At 36.1% G+C, this 23,244-nt stretch carries 21 protein-coding genes, 1 pseudogene and 1 CRISPR repeat array; of the genes and pseudogenes, 3 read left to right on the forward strand and 19 right to left on the reverse strand.

Going from position 1 to position 23,244, the window contains the following annotated elements; all coding sequences use genetic code 11:
* Window positions 1-15 precede the first annotated feature (15 nt).
* Window positions 16-789, reverse strand: a complete 774-nt coding sequence (locus tag AB3I20_RS01420; protein WP_067481892.1) for a MerR family transcriptional regulator — start codon at window positions 787-789, stop codon at window positions 16-18.
* Between the two features lie 79 nt (window positions 790-868).
* Between AB3I20_RS01420 and AB3I20_RS01425 the strand changes: the two genes are divergently transcribed.
* Both AB3I20_RS01425 and AB3I20_RS01430 read left to right on the forward strand, forming a co-directional pair.
* Window positions 869-2,587 carry an ABC transporter ATP-binding protein gene (locus tag AB3I20_RS01425; RefSeq protein ID WP_067481890.1) on the forward strand — a complete coding sequence of 573 codons (1,719 nt, stop codon included), beginning with the start codon at window positions 869-871 and terminating at the stop codon, window positions 2,585-2,587.
* A gap of 4 nt (window positions 2,588-2,591) precedes the next feature.
* Window positions 2,592-4,382: an ABC transporter ATP-binding protein gene (locus AB3I20_RS01430; RefSeq protein ID WP_368026848.1), complete on the forward strand. Its 1,791-nt coding sequence runs from the start codon at window positions 2,592-2,594 to the stop codon at window positions 4,380-4,382.
* A gap of 347 nt (window positions 4,383-4,729) precedes the next feature.
* Here the strand turns inward: AB3I20_RS01430 and AB3I20_RS01435 are convergent, their stop codons facing one another.
* Window positions 4,730-4,987 carry a hypothetical protein gene (locus tag AB3I20_RS01435; RefSeq protein WP_067481886.1) on the reverse strand — a complete coding sequence of 86 codons (258 nt, stop codon included), beginning with the start codon at window positions 4,985-4,987 and terminating at the stop codon, window positions 4,730-4,732.
* Window positions 4,988-5,084: 97 nt separating this feature from the next.
* Window positions 5,085-5,693, reverse strand: a complete 609-nt coding sequence (locus AB3I20_RS01440) for a hypothetical protein (RefSeq protein WP_067481884.1) — start codon at window positions 5,691-5,693, stop codon at window positions 5,085-5,087.
* Between the two features lie 654 nt (window positions 5,694-6,347).
* Window positions 6,348-6,516: direct repeats of the CRISPR family, unit length 36 nt; unit sequence GTTTTGGAAGCATTCAAAACAGCATAGCTCTAAAAC.
* A 340-nt stretch (window positions 6,517-6,856) separates the two neighbouring features.
* On the opposite strand from AB3I20_RS01440, the gene AB3I20_RS01445 reads away from it, so the two are divergent.
* Window positions 6,857-7,600 (forward strand): TraX family protein, encoded by a 744-nt coding sequence (locus AB3I20_RS01445; RefSeq protein ID WP_067482427.1) that lies wholly within the window; start codon window positions 6,857-6,859, stop codon window positions 7,598-7,600.
* A gap of 52 nt (window positions 7,601-7,652) precedes the next feature.
* Here the strand turns inward: AB3I20_RS01445 and AB3I20_RS01450 are convergent, their stop codons facing one another.
* The 16 genes and pseudogenes from AB3I20_RS01450 to AB3I20_RS01525 all read right to left on the reverse strand — a co-directional run bounded on the left by AB3I20_RS01450 (window position 7,653) and on the right by AB3I20_RS01525 (window position 23,244).
* Window positions 7,653-9,176, reverse strand: coding sequence for a zinc ABC transporter substrate-binding protein AdcA (locus AB3I20_RS01450; protein WP_368026849.1), 1,524 nt, complete (start codon window positions 9,174-9,176; stop codon window positions 7,653-7,655).
* Window positions 9,177-9,194: 18 nt separating this feature from the next.
* A complete protein-coding gene (locus tag AB3I20_RS01455; RefSeq protein ID WP_086270960.1) occupies window positions 9,195-9,314 on the reverse strand; it encodes a putative metal homeostasis protein in 120 nt (39 codons plus the stop codon).
* 13 nt (window positions 9,315-9,327) lie between these two features.
* Window positions 9,328-10,374, reverse strand: coding sequence for a GTP-binding protein (locus AB3I20_RS01460; RefSeq protein WP_067481880.1), 1,047 nt, complete (start codon window positions 10,372-10,374; stop codon window positions 9,328-9,330).
* A gap of 28 nt (window positions 10,375-10,402) precedes the next feature.
* Entirely contained in the window at window positions 10,403-10,567 is a 165-nt protein-coding gene (rpmG, locus tag AB3I20_RS01465; protein WP_256869270.1) for a 50S ribosomal protein L33, read from the reverse strand.
* 7 nt (window positions 10,568-10,574) lie between these two features.
* Entirely contained in the window at window positions 10,575-10,952 is a 378-nt protein-coding gene (locus tag AB3I20_RS01470; RefSeq protein WP_067481878.1) for a hypothetical protein, read from the reverse strand.
* A 12-nt stretch (window positions 10,953-10,964) separates the two neighbouring features.
* Entirely contained in the window at window positions 10,965-11,138 is a 174-nt protein-coding gene (gene rpmF / locus AB3I20_RS01475; RefSeq protein ID WP_067481876.1) for a 50S ribosomal protein L32, read from the reverse strand.
* Between the two features lie 32 nt (window positions 11,139-11,170).
* Window positions 11,171-11,440 (reverse strand): 30S ribosomal protein S14, encoded by a 270-nt coding sequence (gene rpsN, locus AB3I20_RS01480; protein ID WP_067481874.1) that lies wholly within the window; start codon window positions 11,438-11,440, stop codon window positions 11,171-11,173.
* A 326-nt stretch (window positions 11,441-11,766) separates the two neighbouring features.
* Window positions 11,767-12,150 (reverse strand): VOC family protein, encoded by a 384-nt coding sequence (locus AB3I20_RS01485; RefSeq protein ID WP_067481872.1) that lies wholly within the window; start codon window positions 12,148-12,150, stop codon window positions 11,767-11,769.
* A 260-nt stretch (window positions 12,151-12,410) separates the two neighbouring features.
* A complete protein-coding gene (locus AB3I20_RS01490) occupies window positions 12,411-12,770 on the reverse strand; it encodes a YxeA family protein (RefSeq protein WP_067481871.1) in 360 nt (119 codons plus the stop codon).
* 850 nt (window positions 12,771-13,620) lie between these two features.
* Window positions 13,621-14,322: a YcjF family protein gene (locus AB3I20_RS01495; protein ID WP_368026850.1), complete on the reverse strand. Its 702-nt coding sequence runs from the start codon at window positions 14,320-14,322 to the stop codon at window positions 13,621-13,623.
* 538 nt (window positions 14,323-14,860) lie between these two features.
* The gene (locus AB3I20_RS01500; protein ID WP_067481868.1) at window positions 14,861-16,252 is read right to left on the reverse strand and encodes a hypothetical protein; all 1,392 of its coding nucleotides are present in this window, start codon (window positions 16,250-16,252) and stop codon (window positions 14,861-14,863) included.
* Window positions 16,249-16,818, reverse strand: coding sequence for an RNA polymerase sigma factor (locus AB3I20_RS01505; RefSeq protein ID WP_067481867.1), 570 nt, complete (start codon window positions 16,816-16,818; stop codon window positions 16,249-16,251). The genes AB3I20_RS01500 and AB3I20_RS01505 overlap by 4 nt, the downstream gene beginning before the upstream one ends.
* A gap of 585 nt (window positions 16,819-17,403) precedes the next feature.
* Entirely contained in the window at window positions 17,404-18,789 is a 1,386-nt protein-coding gene (locus AB3I20_RS01510) for a sucrose-6-phosphate hydrolase (protein WP_067481866.1), read from the reverse strand.
* 35 nt (window positions 18,790-18,824) lie between these two features.
* A pseudogene (locus AB3I20_RS01515) lies at window positions 18,825-20,225 on the reverse strand (sucrose-specific PTS transporter subunit IIBC); the annotation flags it as partial.
* Between the two features lie 135 nt (window positions 20,226-20,360).
* The gene (locus tag AB3I20_RS01520) at window positions 20,361-21,344 is read right to left on the reverse strand and encodes a LacI family DNA-binding transcriptional regulator (RefSeq protein WP_067481862.1); all 984 of its coding nucleotides are present in this window, start codon (window positions 21,342-21,344) and stop codon (window positions 20,361-20,363) included.
* Between the two features lie 181 nt (window positions 21,345-21,525).
* A complete protein-coding gene (locus tag AB3I20_RS01525; protein WP_082904069.1) occupies window positions 21,526-23,244 on the reverse strand; it encodes a class I mannose-6-phosphate isomerase in 1,719 nt (572 codons plus the stop codon).

The following is a 23,244-nucleotide window of genomic DNA, read 5'->3' on the forward strand; positions in this document are numbered from 1 at the left end:
TTATCAAACTGTCTATTATTTGTTTTGTTTCCCTTTGTTCTTGATTTCAATCCAAGATAAATAATACTCCTTATCAGAAGTGTGCTCATATTGTTTTCTTACGAGAAACTCGCCAATAACTTGCTGAATATCATAACCCTTAGCTGTTAACGTACGAACGACCTCTTGAAGATTATTTCGGTCGCTATCTGCAGGATCTACTTCAATGATTACTGGTTGATAATCAAACGCTGGGTTGTACTCCCAAAGGATTTCTTCTTCAATTTCGTCTTCAAAAGATGTGCCGATACAAAAAACATATTCTAGCGATTGACCTTTTTGTTGCCAAATAATCCCTGAGTTACAATTTTTTTCTAAATATTTCCGTGCAGTAAAGTTTTCATCTAAATCAGCACGAACCATTTTCGTAAAATCGATTTTCAAATCATGTGTTCCAGTCAAATCAAACCCAGTGGATGAAAGATGTCGTTTTCGTTGCTCGATTTGTGCCATTTCGCCTTTTAATCTTTCAATTTCTTCTGCCAAACGTTTTTCTGTCTGCTCCAGAACTTCATAAACTTCTTTTTCTGATTTTCGATAAATGCCTTGAACATCTTTGATTGATAAACCCAAACTTCGAATGAATTTGACATCATACAATGCAAATAAATCATCATAGGTAAATGTCCGATAATCATTGGCTTTATTTCGGGAGTTCGTTAGCAAACCAATTGAATCCCAATAACGAATCGTAGATGTTGGCAAGTTCAAAAATTTCGCAGCTTCACCAATAGAAAATGTTTTATTCATTTTTTTTAAAACCTCCTTGACCTTAAAGCTACTTTAACCTGTATACTCCATTATTGTCAAAACTAAGGAGGCATGACTTATGAAAGTACTAAAAAATTTCTTGTTACAAAATAAGGGCATTGTTGCTCTGACTAGCAGTTTTATTGTTTTACAAATCATCGGAATCTTAGGCGTGCCTATGCTAGTAGCACGGCTAATCAATCTTGGCATTTTAAAAAATGATCTTGACGCAATCAAGCTTATTGCCATTCAAATGATTATCGTTACGGTTTTAGGTACGATTGCCGCCGTGATTGGTAGCTATCTGTCAGGAATTCTTGGCGGACGTTTCGGTCGCCAAATCAGAAAATCGTTTTTCCAAAAATTTCAGGAACTAAGCATTTCTGATATTGATAAAATTGGTTCTAGCACTCTGCTCACTCGTATGACGAACGATGTGGACAATGTGCAACAAATGATTGTGATGTTTTGCCAATTGATCCTACCTGCTCCAATCATTGCTGTTTTTGCTTTGACCATGACGTATCTCAATGCGCCAAACTTGTTGTGGATTCCACTGGTAGCTATCCTCTTTTATTTGGTCGTATTATTGTTTTTACTGAAAAAAGGAACACCCATTGCATTAAGTATTCAACCAAAAATGGATCGAATCACTACTAAACTAAGAGAGTTTTTTACTGGAATCAACATGATTCGTGCATTCAACAATCAGGACCATGAAGAAATGAAAACGAATGAATCATTTACCAACTACGCGAATCAAATGATTCAAGTGAATAAAATTTTTGCTTTTATCACTCCTACCGCTTTTCTGATTATGGGTGTTGTCTATGCATCCATTCTTTGGGTCGGTGGTTACCTCGTGGGCAATCAGACCATCCAAATTGGAAACATCGCAGCAATTACGGAATATGCGCTTTTGGCACTCTCATACCTTATGCTTGCAGCAATGGTTTTTGTGGTCATCCCTCGTTCCGTTGCTTCATTGAAACGACTGGAAGAAGTGATGGATTTTGAACCGTCAATCAGTGACCCTGAGCCGTTTTCTTTTCAAATCAGAGATGCTAGTGCTGCAAGCTATCAAAACGTTTCTTTTGCGTACGGAAAAGAAAGCAATCCAGTGATTGAAAAAATTTCATTTACAATCCCAGCTGGAAAAACAACCGCTATCGTTGGCGCAACTGGTTCTGGAAAAAGCACGTTAATGAAGCTTCTTTTACGAATCAATGACCCTACAAGTGGTGAAATCAAATTGAATGATGTCCCAACGACTGCTTTGACACAAAGCAGTATTCGTGAACAGGTTGCTTATGTTCCACAAAAAGCATTTTTATTCAAAGGAACAATTAAATCAAATCTTTTAATGGGAAAAGCAGATGCCACACCAGCTGAAATTGACCAAGCAGCAAAAATTTCTCAGTTAAAATCATTTGTAGATACTTTACCCGATAAATATGAGTCATTCACTGCACAGGGAGGCAGTAACTACTCTGGTGGACAAAAACAACGAATTTGTATTGCGCGAGCGTTAATCAAGCCCGCTTCAATGTATGTTTTTGATGACAGTTTTTCTGCTTTAGATTATCAAACAGATGCCGCTTTGCGAGAAGCTCTCACAAAAGAACTGTCGAACAAAACATTAGTAATCATTGCCCAACGCTTGAGTACAATCGCCCATGCCGATCACATCATCCTCATGGAAAATGGCAAGATTGCTGGTGAAGGCACACATCAAGAATTGTTATGTACCAACAAAATTTATCAAGAAATTGCAGCTTCGCAAGGAATGAAGGAGTGATAATATGAAACAGAACAACATGATGCCGAATAAAAAACATCTGATGTATCGCTTTTGGAAATTACATCGTTTTGAACATAAATATTTTTATCTATTGATGTTTTGTAGTTTGGTTGGAAATATTTTAGTGGTTGCAATGACCTTCTTGATGGCGCTAGGAATTGATAAAATCGTCGCGGTCATTCAATTGAAAGAATCTTTGTCAGTAACACTTGACTTACTCACAGAACAATTGCTTCCAACTGTCTTACTGTTAATTCTGTTTTCGCTAATCAGTAGTGGACTTTCCTACGTGCAAGAACGAGCAATGGCGACATTGAGTGAACGACTTACTTTGAATACTCGAAAACTAATTACGAAAAAAATCAAAAAATTACCGATGTCCTTTTTTGATAATCATCAAGTTGGCGATCTAATTAGTCGGACGACTACAGGCTTGAATCAGCTTTCTCAAGTATTATTGACCGGTATTAACCAACTATTCACATCCGTCGTTACCATTCTTTTTGCGGGAATCATGTTGATTTACATCGACAGTAAAATGTCAATCTTAGTGATTGGTTTATTGGTTCTTAGCGGACTGGTAACACACAAATTTTCAATGATCAATAAAGAAGTGGCCGATAAAGCACAGGTGAAACTTGGTAGTATCAACAATGAAATGGAAGAATATCTTTCTGGTGTCATTGTTTCAAAAACCTTTAACCAAGAAAATCAACAAACAGAGGCTATCAGTCAAACAATTGATGAACATTATACTGTATTTAAACGTGCTCAATTCTTGAACTTTGCTATCTACCCTTTATCCCGTGTTATTAACCAATCAGCTTTTATTTTTAGTGCGATATTTGGTGCAATGACCGTATTAAGTGGCGGAATCACGATTGGTTTCTTGCAAGCATATCTACAATATATCAATCAAATTTCCGAACCAATTTCAACAGCTTCTTACGTCATTAACTCGATTCAAGCTGCCATGGCTTCGATTGAACGGATTTTCTATATTTTGGATCATGAAGAAGAACAAGCAGATACAAGTCGAACAACCATTCAACATCCTGCTGGAAATATCCGATTCAAGGATGTTCGCTTTGGCTACTCCCCCGACAAAACATTGATGAAAAAAGTTGACTTTGATGCGAAAGCAAACCAAAAGATTGCCATTGTTGGACCAACCGGCGCAGGCAAAACAACACTAGTCAATCTACTTATGCGATTTTACGACATCGAATCTGGCCAAATCGAATTCGATGGCATTCCAACCACTGATCTTCCAAGAGAAAATCTTCGCTCCCTATTTGGAATGGTCCTACAAAATACTTGGTTATTTGAAGGTACGATTGCTGAAAATATCGCATATGGAAAAATGGATGCAACACGAGAAGAAATTATCCAAGCAGCTAAAATCGCTCAGTGTCATCACTTTATCCTGACGCTTCCTAATGGCTATGATTCCATCGTCACAAGTGATAATGGTGGAGGCCTCTCACAAGGGCAGCAACAATTGTTGACCATTGCTCGTGTCATTTTGGCAAATCCACCAGTGGTTATTTTGGATGAAGCAACTTCTAGTGTGGATACTCGCACAGAATTACAAATTCAAGAAGCAATGAACTCGTTGACCCAAAATCGGACAAGTTTCGTCATTGCTCACCGCCTTTCCACCATCGAAAATGCTGATTTGATTTTAGTGATGGATAAGGGCGACATCATTGAAAAAGGAACGCATAAGCAACTGTTGAAACGTCCAACACTCTATCGTTCACTTTACAATAGCCAATTTCAGGCAACTTGATTTAAGTAAAAAAGATAATAATAACTATAGCAAAAACAAATTATAAAAGCGTTTTTAATACGTTATAATAATATTGTACGAATAAATTATCCCTATCTTCCAATTCAATTTATTCGTATGATATCTTCTCATGTTAGTTATTCCCAAATATTTACCCAACAAAAAAACCACCAATTATTTGGTGGTTTTTTGTTGGAATTGGTATCAAAAAATCAGTTGATACGTTTCTGACGAATATTGGATAATTACTGCAAACTCGTTTCCTTCAAATGGCTCAGTTGGGTACCATTGATAAACACAGCTATTATTATTGGGGAAGCATTCAAACAGCGTCGCTCTAAAACAAATCATGATAAAAATATTACCAACAATAGCACGCCTATTGTTATGACTAAATCCATAATATTTTCAATCCATACTGGAAATAATAGGCCTTTATAAGGTGACCAAAAAGGGAAACGATATTTTTGGGGGACAGTGAAACTTAACCCACCAGATAGCGCCCAGATAAACAAAGCTAACAATAAATTGTGTTTCATAGCAAAAAAAAGACTTGCAATTAAAAGAAAAAATTGAAAAAGTCTAATAAAACCCAAAGATTTCATCGCCCATCTCCTCATTATATTAAAAACAATCTCTGTTATTCTATTTATTGCAACAATAAATGAAGACAGAGATTGTTTTCCAGTTTAAATTATCAATTTACCAACGATGATCATATTGTGAAGACCATCTTGATTCAGTAAGTGTAATCCGTGCAGTACCAGTATTTCCATGATTATCAATGTTATCTCTGCAATCTTTCGAGTAAACGCTAAGTGCACCCATTGCTATACCTGCTAAAAGAGCTGCAGCTCCAACAATTACTGCACCACCAGAAGCACTAAATTTTGCTAATACGGTAGATAGACTACCGGCTCCTGCTGCTGCAACATACATACCGTTATAAGATGTACGAGCAGTTTGCTTGCCCGAAGCTGAATTATAATATACATTCCAACCGCCATTTTGTATACGTTGACCTAATCCCGCAGCGAATGCTTCTGCTCCCTCATATTTATTAAGAATATATCTTGCAGTGCCTTCAGGGTTAGCTTTTGAAGCTACTTGATATTGTGGTGTAGCCATTTCTTGTTCTAATGCAACCCATTTTGCATTTTTTACCACTTCTGTTGAACTTGCTTCAGGTACAGTAAGTTCATCTGCAGCCACCACTATTGATACCGTGGGTGAAAATATACCTAAACATAAAAGAATTGCGAAAAATAAAGCATAGACACTTTTAGAATAATTACCAACATCGTTTTTCATTTGATATTCTCCATTCATTCATTTAGTTTGTAAACGTTCACAAAAAGTATAATAAACTAATTTGGAAATGTATGCATGATATTTAGAAAAAGGGATAATTATAAATCGGTGTCATTACGATAACATTTTTAAAATTTATTGATAATTCAATTTCAATACCTAAACACGCTAAAAAACAAGGTTTATCAAGTATGTACACTCACAAAAAATAACATTTAATATTTAACTATATAATCTTATAGCCTAATAATCTTCAGGATTTATACCCTCTTCAAAGCATTTGTTCGGCTACATCTTTTTTATTTTATCTTGATATATTTCTGGAACTGGTATTCCAATTTCTTTCAAGCGTTCTTTTTAAACCTTTAATAACCTTTTTACAAGGAAAATCTACGGCTGCTGCAGCTTTAGCTCATACTCTCTAGTATCCAACATATTTTTCCCTTCAAATAGTACAACTCAGAGATTTTAAAAAACTCCGGAAATTGTTGTTCAATTTTTTTAGGATTAAGAAAAAATCTATCCTCTCATTGATATCGATTTCTGCCATTTCAAAATTAAGGAAGATAATTATCAATAAATAGAACATTATCGTATATTTTGAGTATACCCTAAATATACACAGGTAGAGCATTGAAAAACCTTCTTTTCTATTGTTTTGGAAGCATTCAAAACAGCATAGCTCTAAAACTCTGGAATTGTCGGAGTCATCGAATTACCTGTTTTGGAAGCATTCAAAACAGCATAGCTCTAAAACGAAAATTGGGAAAGAGCTTTTGACTACTACGTTTTGGAAGCATTCAAAACAGCATAGCTCTAAAACCTCGGCTCAAAATTTTTGAGGTTCCGTACTCGCACTATTTGCCCATAGCAAGGCTTCAGTTTGGATGCTTCTATTGGTATCTATTTATTTAGATTTCAAGGATCTTTTTTATTAGTATACCATGAATTCACTAGCCCAACTACCCAACTCTTTCCTCATAAAGACCAGTATATGATCGATAACAAAAAAATCTCTTGTGACAAAATTGTTCGCTCGTTCTATATTACTTCACTAGCCTTTCAATCAATCATATTGTTAACATATAGTTATTGTTAGTTAGGAGGAATTATTTTTGACGATTGATACACCCAAAAAAGGCCTATCAACATTTGATTTAAAGATGTTAGGCATTGTCTTAATGTTTATTGATCATATCCATCAGATGTTTGTTCCATTTGGAGCACCTAACTGGCTAGACTGGTTTGGTAGACCTGTCGCAACAATTTTCTTTTTTGTCAGTGTTATTGGCTTTAGTCATACGCACAACAAGAAAAAATATATGTCAAGACTCTACCTGTCGATGGTTCTGATGACCTTATTTACCTTTACTCTCGAAAAACTTGTGGGATATGATCAAGTTGTTTTGATGAACAATATTTTTAGAGATCTTTTTATAGGTACACTGATGATGTTCGCTATTGATCTTTTTGTCGAAGGGAAACATGCAACTAATTTGAAAAAAATGCTTGGTGGGACGATTCTATTTATTCTTCCAATCCTGTTTTCTTTCTTATTACCACTATTAATGGAAAGCCCCATGATTATCCAAAATCAATTTGTTTTTTTAACAATTACTGCGACTTTACCAGCGTTACTTTTGGCAGAAAACAATGTCATGGTACTGCTGATTCCTTTACTGTATCTCGCTAGAAATAATCGGCAAATCCAGTGTTTAATGATCGTAGTAGTTGCAACCATTTACTTTTTCTTAGGTTCTACGCAATGGATGATGATTTTTGCAATCGTTCCGATTTTGCTCTACAACGGTCAAAAAGGAAAAGGAATGAAGTATTTCTTCTATATTTTCTACCCTGCACATATTGCTATTTTGTATCTCTTATCTGCATTCTTATACACACACTAAAACAAAAACGAGGACCTCAAAAGTCCTCGTTTTTTTCTGTCATAAATAGGTCTTAATGTGCAATCATTTCCTGTGCGATTTCTTGCGAAGTCAAATCAGCTGGATAAAAAGTGGGCCAGTTAGTTAGTTCATTGAAAAGCTTTTGCTGACTCTCTCCACCAAAAAAGACATGGAAATGTTCCGCTTTAACTGGTGCAATATTGTGATCGCTAAATTGCACATATTTAAATTCCCCAGCATCCTTGTCAGCCGTTTCAAAAAGGAAACGTACACCACGATTTCCCTTTTCATAATTTAAAATCTTGTAACCAGCATAGTTGTATTCATATTGATGGTGCTCGCCATCGACAACAAAGTCAATCGTATGATCTGTGATCGTCATTTTATCAACAGTTGTTTTATAACCAGCTGTATAATAAGACTTATATTCTTTCGCAGTTTTATCTTTGTTTAATTTTGCTTTATAGTCGAAAACTTGATCTAAAGCGCCCTCTTTTAACAAAGGATAAAGTGATTGCCACTCACCTGCATAATCAGCTAGTGTTCGGTCTTTGACTGCCTCATCTTTAAAGTAACCATTGGCAACCGTCTTAGTCGATTCTGTTACGTTTTCTGGTTTGATTTCTTTGCCTGCAACGCTTGTTGTTTTTTCTAAAGCCGTCAGATTTTCTTTCATCACCGAGAGATAATCTTCTCCATTTGCTATTTGTTCTTTAGTTAAACTTTCGACAGGGTTTAGTACTTCGAGTTTAACTTTCGCTTCATCTGCTAACGTTTTTGCAATTTTATCCTCAGCATTTTCTTCAAAGTAGATGTATTTAATCTCATTTTCCTGAACATATTCTTTTAGCTCAGCTAGTCGACTTGGTGAAGGCTCTTGGTCTGGAGACAAACCTGCTATAGGAACTTGATTCAATCCGTAATCTAAGGCTAAGTAGCCAAAAGCAGCATGTTGCGTAACAAAGTTTTTTTGCTTAGCTACACTTAATTTTTCTGTATACTCTTCATCTAGTGCTTTTAGTTTTGTTAGATACTTTTCTGCATTTGTTTCAAAAGTTTTCTTTTTCTCGGGATAAAGTTGTTCTAACTGTTCCTTGATTGATGTCACTTCTTTAATCGCCATCTTACGTGAAACCCACGTGTGCGGATCTAACTCATGATGATGCTCTTCTTCGCCGTGGTCATGATCGTGTTCTTCTTCACTTCCAGGTAATAACACCATCCCATTTGTTCCTTTAATTACATTGGGTGAACCTTTTTTCCAACTTTTCTCGGCTTGTGGCACCCAAGTTTCCATATTTTCATTATGATAAACAAAAACATCTGCATCATGAATACTTGCAATTTCTTTAGCAGATGGTTCATAATCATGTGGCTCCGTTCCAGCTGGAATCAGCAACTTGACTTCACCTTCATCACCTACAATGTTCTTCGTGAAATCATACATGGGATAAAAAGTTGTGATAACTGATAGCTTTTCTTTTCCGGTTTCTTTACTAGTTTGACCATTCGTACTGCACGCACCCAGCACGCTTACCAATAGTAGGCTAAATAAACCAACTTTCCATTTTTTCATTCGATTTCTCCTTTTCATTCAACTAGCTCGCTGTTTATTTCGTTTATATTCTTTGATAATCTTTAATGCTCGTTTTCTTGTCTTGATGTTTGGACTTTTTAATCGTCGATACGCACTTGAAATGTCTGTTTTTTCCATTGATTTCTCCTTTTTACTGTTTATAAGCAATGCACAATTGATTAAAGGTTTCTTCTATTTCTTTTGATGCTAAATTTTTTCCAATGAGTACGATTTTTGTCGTTGATTTTTCTAGTGGAGTCAGTTGAAAGCGAACTTGCTGATTAACGCCTTGTACAGCAGCTGCCAATTCACGATTTTCTAGCGCAACAATTCCTTTGAAACGATACAACTCTTGATTAAAAAATAATAACCAATCAATCCAACGTATTAATGCGGCTTCATTTAATTCGCTATTTGCAGTCAACAAAACGGTTTGAAAACCATGATTGTTCTGTTGATGAACAGTTGTTGCATGTGTGTGACCCTGTAAATGATCTTTGTGGTGATGTTCTCTGTGATGCGACTCATTCGTCAATTCCATTTCAGGTTGGGTTGCTACCGGCTCGTTTAACACTTCGGTCGCCTGAAATTTGTCTAAGTGAAAAAAGTCGGTTGCAGAAATCGGCGCTGTTTCCGAAAAATAAATAAAATCAGCTAATGGATTGATTTCGATCAATCTTGCTAGTATTTCTGAACAATTGCTGACAGTATCTCCTTCTTTTAAAGCAAAGAAAATTCGATCCGCCAATGCGATTTGTTTTAGACTGACAGGTTCATTTTGATACATCGAACTATTTTGACTATCCACAACAGTTAAAAGACTATCAATATAATAGGTATTTCGCAGAACAGGTGTAGTTAAAATAGTTTGAATAATTGGCTGAGGATCAGCAATTCCTGTTGTTTCAACAATAATTTGTGACAAAGGAACTTGCCATTCTTTGGTTACTTCTTCAATACTTGCTAACGTTGTTATCAAATCTTCTCTCAGGCTACAACACATGCAACCGTTGTTTAATTGCAGGACATGTTCCTTGGTGTGCAGTAAGAGTTCGTGGTCGATTCCTGTTTGGCCAACCTCATTTTCAATAATAATTATTTCTTCTCTTGGTAGCTCAGTCGCGTTTAATGCCTGATTAATCAAGGTTGTTTTTCCAGCTCCTAAAAAGCCGGATACGATTGTTATCGGTATTCCCAAAGAAATCACCTCTCTTCTTCAAAAATGCTTACTTCATCTCTTTAAAAATTGCACGCCGACGTAATTTAGGTGAATATTTTTTTAGTACTAAACGTTCAGGTGTATTTCGTTTATTTTTACTTGTTAAATAAATTCGTTCACCTGTTTCTTCGCATGCTAGAATAATTGTTTGTCTCAATCGTTTCACCTTCATTTCTGATTTATCTTTCTGATAAAAACTGTTCAACTTGAACCTGTTCATCATAGTTAAATTTCCCTTGCTCAAGTTGGATCATCAATTCATTTTTCAATGAAACTGGTATCTCCCAAAAACCATCAATTTTTTGAAAAAGTTCTGTTTCATACGTAGTAAAAATTGGATAAATTGCTAAAAATTCTTCAAACGAAAGATCCTGTTCCTCATAAAAATCTCGAACAAGTCCTCTTTCAATTGCTTCGACTGTTGGATTACCATTCTCAGTAATAATCTGATTAGCGACCATTGAACGATAAAGATCCGTTTTACTGAAGTCTTCGTTACTATTTTTCTGATAAAATTGGAAGCTTTGTTCAACTAGTGGTGGATAAATAATGTTCATTCTAATCCTCCCTTATTCTTTGCCGCTTACTTTACGTCCTTTATAATAACCTTTAAGTGAAACATGGTGGCTACGACGATAATCGCCTAATTCTTCATCAAATGAAATTTCAGGTTTTGCTATTTTTAAATGCGCTCTGCGCAATTTTTTCTTTGCTTTTGATGTTTTTCTTGCTGGAACTGCCATTTTTTATTCCTCCAGATTTCTTTTCTTCTCTTTTACCAACTTGCTTTTTTTACTCCAGGTATCAAACCTTGAAGCGCTAATTCTCGGAACCTTATCCTGGACATACCAAATTTTTGCATGTACCCCCGAGGTCTGCCATCTATTCGATCGCGTCGTTTCAAGCGATTTGGGTTCGCATTTTTGGGTAGCTTTGCCAAACCTTCATAATCATTGGCAGCCTTTAACTGAAGTCGGATTTCTGCATACTGCTCAATCAACTCTTGTTGTTTCCTTGCTCGCGCCATTTTTGCTTTTTTAGCCATAAGTGTTGACACTCCTTTTTTTTCGATTTGTCTACAACAAAACGTAATCATTACGATTTGACAACGACACTTTATCAAGTAAGTTTTACTTTGTCAACATAAAAATAACATGAAAATTTATTCAAATGAAGATTCGCACATGTATATGCCCATCTTGATAGTTATTTTTATCAAGATACAAGAAATAGAAAAACATTGTTTGCTGATGATTTGATAAACTTTATACAATTAGTCCAAAAAAAGTGTGGATTTTTACTTTGAATAAACAAAAAACAACCTTAGCACTGAACTAAAGTTGTTTTTTTATTTCTATTCTTTTTCGTTCACTATTTTGTCGGAAAATTCGCAAATAAACTGAGGAGATTTCCGTCAGGATCTTTAATAATTGCATAGCGTTGACCCCAAAAAGCATCCCATGGTTCTTTAAAAGTCTCATAGCCAGCATCACTTACTTTTCGATACATCTCATCAACATCTGCCACAGAGTCGCACAAAAAAGCTAATTCGATTTTGTCTCCAATTGTCTGCGGTTCGTATCCATAAATACCAGCAATCATTTTGCTAGTGTTTAAAGAAATTCGAATACCTTCATGTGCTAGCTCAACGTATTCTTCGGTAGTAGCTCCATTCGCGATGAACCCTAACAACGCATAAAATTCAATTGATTTTTCCATGTCTTTAGTAATGATACCAATCATATCTAATTTCATCTTTCGCCCTCCTAAAAAACTTTTTTTGCTGAATCTATTGCCACTGTTCCCCTCAATTAGTCATCGCAAGCTCCTCTCTCTTGATAAGTATAAAGGGGAATCCTTTTCTTTCAAAATAGTTTCCTTCAAAACGTTCATAAGCCTTAAAAAAAACTGACCAAATCATTTTTGATAATGCTCATTAATAAGAGATAACTAACTTAGTTTTAGGTCATTTATCAATCAGAAATTAGTCCTAAATGTTTCATTGAATAGCTAATTCAAGGTTCATTTTTCTCTATAGTATCTAAAGCTTTGTCAGGAACCTTACTCTTTTCTACCTCTTCCCAACTTTTCACTCCGTCACTTTTCGTTACTTTTGCTTTCAAATAGGCGTCTTTTTTTAATGGTTTATTTCGATATTCTTTCATTTCTAAGTCGATTTTCTCACCATTTTTATTGACAAATACTTGATTATACTCAAAATATGAGCTACCTTCTTTATCTGTTTGTTTTTCAGGAGTTGTCGTGATTTTTGTATAGTAGACTTCTTTTTTTAGTTCTCTATCATAAAACTGACATCCTGACATAACAAAAAGACTTGCTAACGCTAAAGTAAGTGTAATAAATATTTTTTTCAATGGCTTACTTCCTCCTATAGTTGATCTATTCAAATAATAATTCATTTTAGTTCAAGTAAACATTGAATCGAGAATGTAAGAGCTAACACTATTGAAAGAATAATATAACTATCATTATGTAATTGGTAATTTCTCGGTCAGATTTGTCTTCCAAGTTGAGTACTCATCTCTTGAACCGCTTGAAAGCATCATAAAGCCCTCCTTCTTATTTTAGAAGAAGGAGGGCTTTTCGCGTTCTCTGAAATTAGAAAAACTTGCTTAATCACCGCAACCATTGTTACTTGGCTTTACCGCAAATCCCTCGCCATCATTTTTTGACTGAATACTGGATCAGAAACTTTTTTCAGATTGATGATCTCCAAAAATCAAATTTATTTAGCGATTGCTTCGATTATTCTCCAATTGAGAAAAAAAAGACTATGACAAAAAATATTGACATAGTCTTTTCTTTTCGAAGCTGAACGCTTGGAGCTACAACCTTTATCTACGGTGCTCGCCAAGCAACTTCTCGAAATAACTCTCAACTGTTCAAAAACATGAAAGGCTATTTTTGTCAGTTGTTCTTTATTTTTTCGAAGCTGAACGCTTGGGGCCACAACCTCTATCTACGGTGCTCACCAAGCAACTTCTCGAAATAATTCTCAACTGTTCAAAAACATGAAAGGCTATTTTTGTCAGTTATTCTTTATTTTTTCGAAGCTGAACGCTTGGAGCCACAACCTTTATCTACGGTGCTCACCAAGCAACTTCTCGAAATAATTCTCAACTGTTCAAAAACATGAAAGGCTATTTTTGTCAGTTATTCTTTATTTTTTCGAAGCTGGACGCTTGGAGCCACAACCTCTTTTGGCTATTTTTTCTTATTTACTCCTTGAATCGCCTTGAACAAAGTATCAAACTGGCCTTTAAACGACATTACTTGATCAAAGATATCTTCCCCATCATTCAGCATTTTGACCGTCACCCAGCCAAGAGATTCCGTAATTGTCATCGCAACCACCGCATTGACCGCACCACCACTAATTGTTCCAACTACCGGAATAAATTTTAAGATATTGCCTACTGCACTACGGCCAAAGCTGACAACTACCAGTTCTTTAGTCAAACTTTTACCCAAACTTTCCGACCAAGATTGTCCAAATATTTTATGTAAACGTGCCATCATCGTTAACTGTACTGAAACTAATAAAAACGCGTCGGAAAACGGAATAGGTGATAAACCAATGATTGCTGCTGTTAAGGATGCCACATGAACCGTTGTATGACATTTTTTACGAGTTTCTTGATCGACATCTGTCAAAAATTCATCAAAAACGCCATCGAAACGACTTCGACTAGCAGCCGTCAACTTTAATGCTTTAGTCTTTGTACTATCAAAAGATTTCATGATGGCAGTAGAGATTTTACTTGGAAATTGTTTCAACACATCATTAAAGAACGATTGAAATTCTTCTTGTTCTTCCTGTGTATCCAACTCAGCTACTTCATTCCGTTTCTTTTCATTTGTTACCTCAAGCTGTTTCTTTTTTTGTTTATCCTTTTTCCCTAACATCTTTCATGACCCCTTTATCAAAAAATTACTAAAGAAATTGTAGCACGGAATACAATTTGGCAACAAGAAAACGTTCAGTACATGCCTGTTACTACCAAAAGTTTATCATTTATTTAAATAAGCACACGTTTAACGTGCATTCCCAGAAGACTCATTTATGTGGTAACTATATTCTTTATAGATAAAGCTGAAACTGTTCACTCCTATCTTTTTCAAGCAACTCCTGTCTGAACACAAAAAATCTCCCAGTCTTCATTTTTAAAATAAAAGCTGGGAGAACCATTCTTTAGCCGTAGCGTTTTTATCTTCTATTATTCCTTACTACGCTCCAAAGCACACTCATTAACTGACAGAAAAAGGAGCTGGAACATACATAAAAAAGTGCCTTCAATTTCCAAAAGTTAGACATTTGAAAGCACCTTTTATTTTGAAAAAATTTTTCGTAGTTAGCCTGAGCTAGTTGAATTATTTAAGGAACAATTGATCCGAGTGCCAATTAGTAGTTCGCTGATTAACACTTTTTCACATTAATTTTTCTTTACTTCTCTTCAGAAGTTGCTGAGTCCTTGGAATCTAAACTTAATTCACTCGCTCCAATTTTAATTGATTGGATTTCTTCGTTATCTTTTAATCCAAATTCATAACGATAATGCATTTTTTTACCTTCTTGGAAATGGCTCCTGTCTTCATCTAATCTGAAAGTTGTCCCATCTTTATAAGTCAATATAATCGGAACATTGATTAAACTCCCCGTATAGTCAAAGTCTAGTGCCAGCGGCGATAAAGTAATATTTTCTAAGAATACTTTATCCGTTGCCCCATCGATTTCTTGATCAGGCAAATTGGTGATTGGTAATTCTTTCGCCTCTTTCAATTGTATCAGCCAATTCCCTTCTTGATAGACACCCCAATTCCACCCGTTTAAAAGAAGTTTTGCTTGAGTTAAGTCTGCTTCTGAAATAGCAAAAACATATTCTTGATAATCAGATCTGCCAGTTTGATTATTATGCGTCCCCTCATCAATACTAAAGTCTACGATTGGTTCTATTTCTTTTTCACCAATAGCTAAACTTGGAAAAACAGCTGCCATCTTAGGTTCATTTGGTATTTTTAGTTGGACATGTAATAAATTATCTTTGTAAGCAATATTGGAAATCGTAAAATTTCGGTCTAATTTTTCATTGACCTCCAATGGTTTTAATCCTTCCTTGATTATCTCGTCCCAAGTAACGCCTAGTTTTTTGGCTTCTTTTTCATCAAATCCACCACCTTGGCTTTCTTGTTTTGTTAAATCAATCCAAGTTTTAGCTGGTTTTACTATTTCTTCCCATTTTGGAGTAAAAGTTTTTATAAAGTTTTTTTCTTGACTTGCAAAAGAACGGATTTGAAACCCGGAAATTGGCGTAGCCTCTGCACCAATCGCGCTGGTAACTAATGTAGCCGTTTTCGTTCCTTCGTCATAATTGACCACTTGGGTATTCCCACCACTAAACATTTCCCAATCCTCGATGACTGTATCTTTTGCTAGCCGATCACCAGTTAAATCAGTTAGTTGGCTAACCAAGTATTGATTATTCCCATCTTTAAAAGAGGCAACAGCTTTTAGCCGTAATCCTTGATCCGTTACTTCTTGACTTAGCTTATCTGAATTTAACAATAAGATTTCTGTATCTGTACCAAACCTTTTTTTATAAGCTAACGACAAATCATCTCGAAAAGTAAATCCTACTAATAGTAAACCTAATGCTGCCGTTGATCCACCAATTATCCAACGTCTTTTTTGTTGTCTCTTTTTTCTAAACATATTCTTTTTTGTTACAAATTTATTCTTGATTTCTTTTTTATTTTTTTCGTGAAAGGGTTGATCAGTACATTTCAGTAATTCATCTAACTGTTCTTCAGTTAAATATTCTAAAGGATCTTTTTTCATCTATTTTCCACCTCTCTAAAAAAAGAATTTTCATTCACTAAATGACGAAGCTTTTTACGCCCTCGATACAAATAATTATCAATTTCTTTACTCGTGAGTTTTGTGCGCTCTGCGATTTCCAGAGGAGATAAATCACAAAAGATTCGCCAAAACAATAATTGACGTGTGGGCTCGTCAAACGTCAAAATCAAGTTATACAGTTCTTGCCATGCTTCTTTCTCATCAAGTTCATCACTAATCAGTTGTTGTGCATCTTCATTTATTTCCGTCAATGGTTCTTGTTTAAATTTTTGGACTTTTTGCCATTTATTTCTGGTCATACTCTTTGTCATAATACACAAATAAGTTTTCAGACTACCTTTTTCTGGATTAAATTTTTCAGGATGTTGCCAAAATCGTAAGAAAACATCACTGATTATTTCTTCCAGATCCATGTTATTATGAACACCACTGCGAGCACCCACTGCCCATAATAATTTACTATAAGCTGTAATTAGATAATCGAATGCATCATCATCACGTTTTTTTAATCGCTGATAAAAAAGTTCATTTTCGATTTCTTCCATTTCTCCACCACCTACGCTAGTACTTTTCAAGAACACTATTAGCACACACTTCACTATCTTGTCCTATTCTCTCCTATAAAAAAACGAAATCAATCATTATTTTGATGAATACACTCGATGGAACTAGTTCTTTTTTCTATTAAGTTAACTGACTTTCTCAAAATATAACGCTTCACATAAAAGAGCTCTCCCAAATTCAACATATCTTCATCATCAACATTTTTGATTTCACATATAGTACAAATCATAAGGAACAATTTCCTCGCATAAAATAAATTTTTCTAAATCATCGTCATTCACTTCTAATACTCATCATACCCAGTTATGTACAAAAATTCCCCAGTATATTTAAGTGCAATCATACGAATAAAAAGCCAACCAGGAATTACCATTCGCGCTAAAATTTCAACTACTACCTCTTAAAGAACATCCTCACTTCACACAAAAAGGGGCTGGGGCAAAAATAGTCTAAATAGAAAAAAAGCCTAAACTTCGTTTTTGAAAACGGTGATTTTAGGCTTTTTTGAATTGAAAAATGTGTTAAGAACAACTGGGCTTTTTAGTTTTGTCCCAATCCCTTTTCTTTTAACGGCAATCAAGCAAGCTGAAATGCACACCACGTCCTTGATTCTTTCCATTATATTTGAGTAATGGTTTCTCAAGGGCGAAAAAACGGGCTGAAGCTACTGCTACTCCATGGTTTACAAAAATTTCTACAGCGGATCCATCAATCATCAACTGAATTTCTTTCAATGGTTCATCTAAATGGTAATGACGAAATTCTTTTTTGCCGTCTTCCCAATTCGTTCGACTCAATTCCAACAGCGATTTTTTAGCATCAAATAGTAAAGAAAAACCAGTCGTTACTTCTACTTGGAAATCTTCAGCAAAAGAGTCAAAGGTCATAAGAATTTCTGAACCAAATTTCGCCAAAGGACATTTCCAGTCTCCCATCAACCCAAAAGTAGACTCTTCTCCGCGCAACTGTTGTAATTCTCGGATGGGTCTTTGATAAAGCCGACCTTCATGGAAGTTCAATTCACGAGGAATCGTTAAACAATGCACCCACTTTTCTGCAACTGTTGGTTGTGCTTGTTCCTTTTCAGGTGGCATTACGCCCATCCAACCATAGAGTATGCGTCGTTCATCAGCTGTTTCAAACGTTTGAGGTGCATAAAATTCAAATCCCCAATCCATTTCTACCAACTCATTTTCTGAAGCAATCTGCCATTCTTTCGTCAGTGACAGATAGACCGTTTGATGAATATTTTGATACTGTTCTCTCTCCGCCGTCAATCCTTGTGGCGAATAAAGTAAGAGTTCTTGACCATCCACCTGAAAAAGATCAGGGCATTCCCACATGTAGCCTCTCTGAGAGATCTTATCCATTTCATTTGAATCAAAAAGTTCGCCATCAAATTGCCACTTTTTAAAGTCAGCGGACGAGTAACAGAGAATTGTTCCTTGCTCTGCTAAAGTTTGAGCCCCGAGTACTAAACGCCATCGATGTGTTTCATTATCAAACCAGACTTTTGGATCACGCACATGACGTGTATACCCTTGCGGATGTTCAAAAAGCGGGCCTAATTTTTTAAAATCTACACCGTTTTCTGAAACTGCCCAACACTGAAAACTACTTCGACTTCTATCAGGGTTAATCACATTTCCAGTATAGAATAAGTATAATTTGCCGTCTTTTTCAATCGCTGATCCAGAATAAATTCCGTCTTTGTCATAAGGCTCGCTAGGAACCAATGCCACTGGCAAACGTTTCCAGTGAATCATGTCCTGAGAAACAACATGTCCCCAGGATTTATAATCATGTGAGCAGTCTTTGGAATTCCATTGATAAAAGAGATGATACGCTCCTTGATATTCAATCAATCCATTGGGATCATTCAGTAACCCTTCTTCTGGTGTACAATGGAAACTCAATGGATAACGGCTGTCCTTTACTCTACCATCTAACATCTAACTTTCACTTCCTTACTAAAGCCAATTGTCTATGCTTGTTCTAGCTCTTCTTCCATTTTTTCTTGGTAGCCAAACAAGTACGTCAAGACAAAAGCTACACTGATTGCTAAGATATTTACAAATAAATAAGGCAATAATTGACCGTTTAAATAAAGCAACGTTCCCGGAATAACTGTAATTGCCATTCCAGTACCAGCCAATTGCAACAAACTAGCTGCAAAACCACCCACAGCGCCACCAATCAGCCCCATGATAAATGGTTTTACATAACGTAAATTTACCCCGAAGATTGCAGGTTCTGTTATACCTAAAAAGGCTGATAAAGCAGAAGGAAAACATAATGCCTTTAATTTTTTCGATTTCGTTTTGAAGCCAACCGCTAAAGTTGCGCCACCTTGTGCTGCAATAGAACAAGTAATAATTGCATTAAATGGGTTCACACCTGTATTTGCCAATAGCTGGACTTCTAAGAAATTAAAGATGTGATGTACACCAGTTACGACGATTAATTGATTTAAAAAACCAATAATCAAACCAGCTAAACCAAATGGTAAAGCCAAAACAAATTCTGTGCCATTCAAGACCACCGTTTCAAAAGAATGAAAAATGGGGCCAATTACCATCAAGGATAGTAAGCTCATGACTAATAATGTAACAAAAGGTGTGACTAATAAATCAAAGGTATCTGGTACGGATTTATGCAATCTTTTTTCCAATTTTGAACCCAAGATGCCGGCAATAAAGGCTGGTAAAACAGTTCCTTGATACCCCACAATCGGAATAAAATTAAGTAACATAATCGGTGTAGCATCTCCAGAGGCTACTGCATAAGCGTTTGGTAAAGCAGGATTAACCAACATTAGTCCTAAAACTATCCCAATGATTGGACTACCACCAAAGACTTTAAATGTTGACCAAGCAACTAAAGCTGGTAGAAAGGCAAACGCTGTATCAGTTAAGACTTGCGTGTATAAAAGAAAGTCCGAATTGATTGCATCAGGTGTCATACCAAACAGTTGCAAAATTTGAGGCTGAGTAATCAATCCACGGAGTCCCATAAACAAACCAGTTGCAACTAAGACAGGAATAATCGGTACGAAGACATCTCCAAACGTACGAACCATTCGTTGAAAAGGATTTGCATTTTTTGTTGCTTCTGATTTCATTTCAGCTGTGGACGTTTCATGAGCGCCTAAACCGATAACCTCGTCATAAATTTTATTAACAGTTCCCGTTCCAAAAATAATCTGATATTGTCCGGAGTTAAAAAATGCTCCTTTGACTTTGGGAATGTCTTCTACCTTTTTTTTATCGATTTTACTTTCATCGTTGACCATCAATCGTAATCGAGTTGCACAATGCGCAACGCTTTGAATATTTTCTGCACCACCAACGGCATGAATCACTTCTGCTGCAATCTCTCGGTTTTCCATTTTGTTCTTCCTCCTCATTTTTATGGAACCGTTCCCGTTTTTGCTTAAAAAAATAACAAATAAAAGCCCAACCCTTTGTGGAACCGTTCCCTTAATAACAAAAACAGCGTAACACGCAGATGTATGCGCTGTCAACTACTTTTTAACAGCACATACACTATTTCTGATAATCATTGTCGTATCAACAATTGTTTGTCGCGCAATCTCATTTCCTTGTAAAAGCTCAGTCATTAAACACGCTGCTTTCTCGCCGACAAGTTGATGGTGAAAGTCAACTGTCGTTAACGGTGGATAGAGGTACTCACCAAAGGAGTAGCCGCCAAATCCAGCAACCGAAAGTTCGACACCAATAGCGATATTCAATTGATTTGCAGCTTTGATTACCCCCATCGCCATACTATCTGTCGCACAGATAATCAAACTGGCATTCTTTTGAGGTAGCAATTCTAATCCTAACTGATAATTATCTTCTGGATAAAAAGTTGAAGGAACGATCTGAGGTGTGATTCCATTTTCAAGAAAAGTTGTCACAACCCCTTGTTTTCGATTGATTCCGACTGACAAATCATTTTCTGGTACACCGACATATAATACTTCTTTGTGACCATATTCCAACAAAGCTTGAGCAAGATTCACACCTGCTTGATAATTGTCATGGTCTACGGAATAGACCGCTTCATTAGATTGCCCGACAAATAAGATTGGCACGTCGATTGAATTCGCTACTTTGATGTGTTCTTCCGTAATTTCGGTTGCCAATAAAATAATACCAGCTACTTTGTTTTGCACTAGACTGTAGATACTCTCAATCTCGCGTTTGATTGCCAATTCAGTATTAGAAATCAGCATTTGAAATCCATTTTTCCGTGCAACCTCATCAATCCCATTCAAAATTGCCATGATTGATGGCGAAGTTAATCGCGGGGAAATTACTCCGATAAAATTACTTTTTTGAATCTTTAGATTACGGGCAAATTCATTAGGTGAATAATTATATTTACTGATGATTTTTTCGATTTTTTTTGCTGTTGCTTCACTAACATATCCGTTATTTAAATAACGAGAAACCGTGCTCTTCGAGACTCCGGATTCTTTAGCAATCTGTTTGATAGTAACCATTATTTCTCCTTATTCCTGTTTTTCTTTATGATACCATAAGAATGATCGATCAAATCACTTAGATTGTCATCTGTTTGCCTAAAAACTTTTATGCCAAACCTAAATAGTTTCCATCCGATACTATTTTTTTGTCCAGATTACATAATAAAAGAGCCTACCGCATTTGCAATAGGCTCTTCTCTTATTTGATAAAAGCTTGAATTACTACTGAAGGATTTTTCCCGTTATTCTTAAAGGATACGTTCTGGCAATTATCTGGAATAATAAAGGTTTCACCGTAATGAATAGTGATTGGAACGAATTCACCATCATCACTGAATAACTCAATGGACTCCCCTTCAACCAAACAAAGCATATTTACCGAATCATGTGCTTCTAGCTTTATTTCACCTGTAAACGTATGTCGACGAGTCTCAATAAATTCTAAGTCACATAGCCCAGTTTTTTCGACAAGAGCTTGCTCGTTACTTGAAAGAATCTCATTTGGTGAAAAAAGATTTGCTCGAACATAATCCTCATCAAATCGACGATCGACATTTTTTCGTCCATGTTCTAAATGAATTGGTCGAGGTTTACCGTCTAACCCCAAACGACCCCAATCCCAAAGTTTAAACGTGAAGATATATGGAGTAGCACTGATTTCAAGTACAACCGCGTTTGTGCCACCACAATGAATTGTTCCTGCAGGAATCGAAAAATGGTCGTGTTTTTGAACAGGAAAATGATTAATATACTTGGTATCATCAAATCTATAGTTGCTATCTTTACTGGCCTTTTCTAGTTCGTTAAACAGCTCGTCTATGTCAGTATTATTTTTTATCCCAAGATAGATTGAAGCATCTTCCTTCGCATCTAAAATATAATAGCTTTCGTTTTGCGTATAAACCATCCCAAACTTTTCTTGAATGTATTCCACCTTAGGATGAACCTGCAGGCTTAAATTTCCGCCACCCATTGTATCAAGGTAGTCAAAGCGGATTGGAAATTCTGTGCCAAATAAAGCATATACGCGTTCACCCAACAGTTGGCTTGGGTAATTTCGTACGAGATTGATTGCCGGGATTTCATATTGCGCATTTTCTAATTCAAAAATTAAACTGTTTTCTTCTGGCACTCCATCAAATGCCCAGCCATAATTTGGGATTTCATCTGGAAGCTCAAATTTTTCTTTCATCCATTGCCCACCCCATGGACTTTGATCAAAGTAGGGCACTAAGCGAAATGGTCGCTGTACAGCTTTTTTTTGAATTGTTTCGTACGTCGCACGATCAATCATTGTCCACTTTTCATTTTTTGTACCATCAATATAAAAATCCGTTTGTGAACGCAACTGACTTTTTAGTTTGTCCGCAATTCGCCATTCAAAAAAATAGCCTCGTTTAAATTTCTTGAGCGCATCTGTTTCAGGCTCCGCCAACCAGTTGTTCAACCCTTTTCTGAATCGTTTTTGGATTTCCCAACGTGTGATGTCGAAATAAACAGTTATGTCAGGTGAAGAAGCTACCAAAGCAGCCCCTACACCCCATACGATAACTAATCCATTTGTTGCTTTGATTTCCTGTTGTACTTCAGTAATTGCGGAACAATCAAAATAATCGTTCATTTCTGCATGGGTCATCAAGCCGAAGACACGATCTTCTGTCAACTCTTTTGCCAACTCACAATTGATTTCTTTTCTTGGTCGAGTACATATTTCACTGTGAATCACCTTCTCTGGTACAAGTTCAGTCACCAGTTGATTTAAAAGTTGCTGATCTATTCCCGGGTATGTCTCGAAACAAATGATCTGTGCGTTTTTTTTAGTTATCTGTTCTTTTAAACTTGCAACAATCTCAGTGATTCCGACCGCTGCTGCAGCATGTTCTTGTACCTTGATTGTTGGTCTTAAATCGTAGGTCAT

This window comes from Enterococcus sp. C50 (assembly GCF_040887505.1).
GTDB lineage: Bacteria > Bacillota > Bacilli > Lactobacillales > Enterococcaceae > Enterococcus_B > Enterococcus_B thailandicus.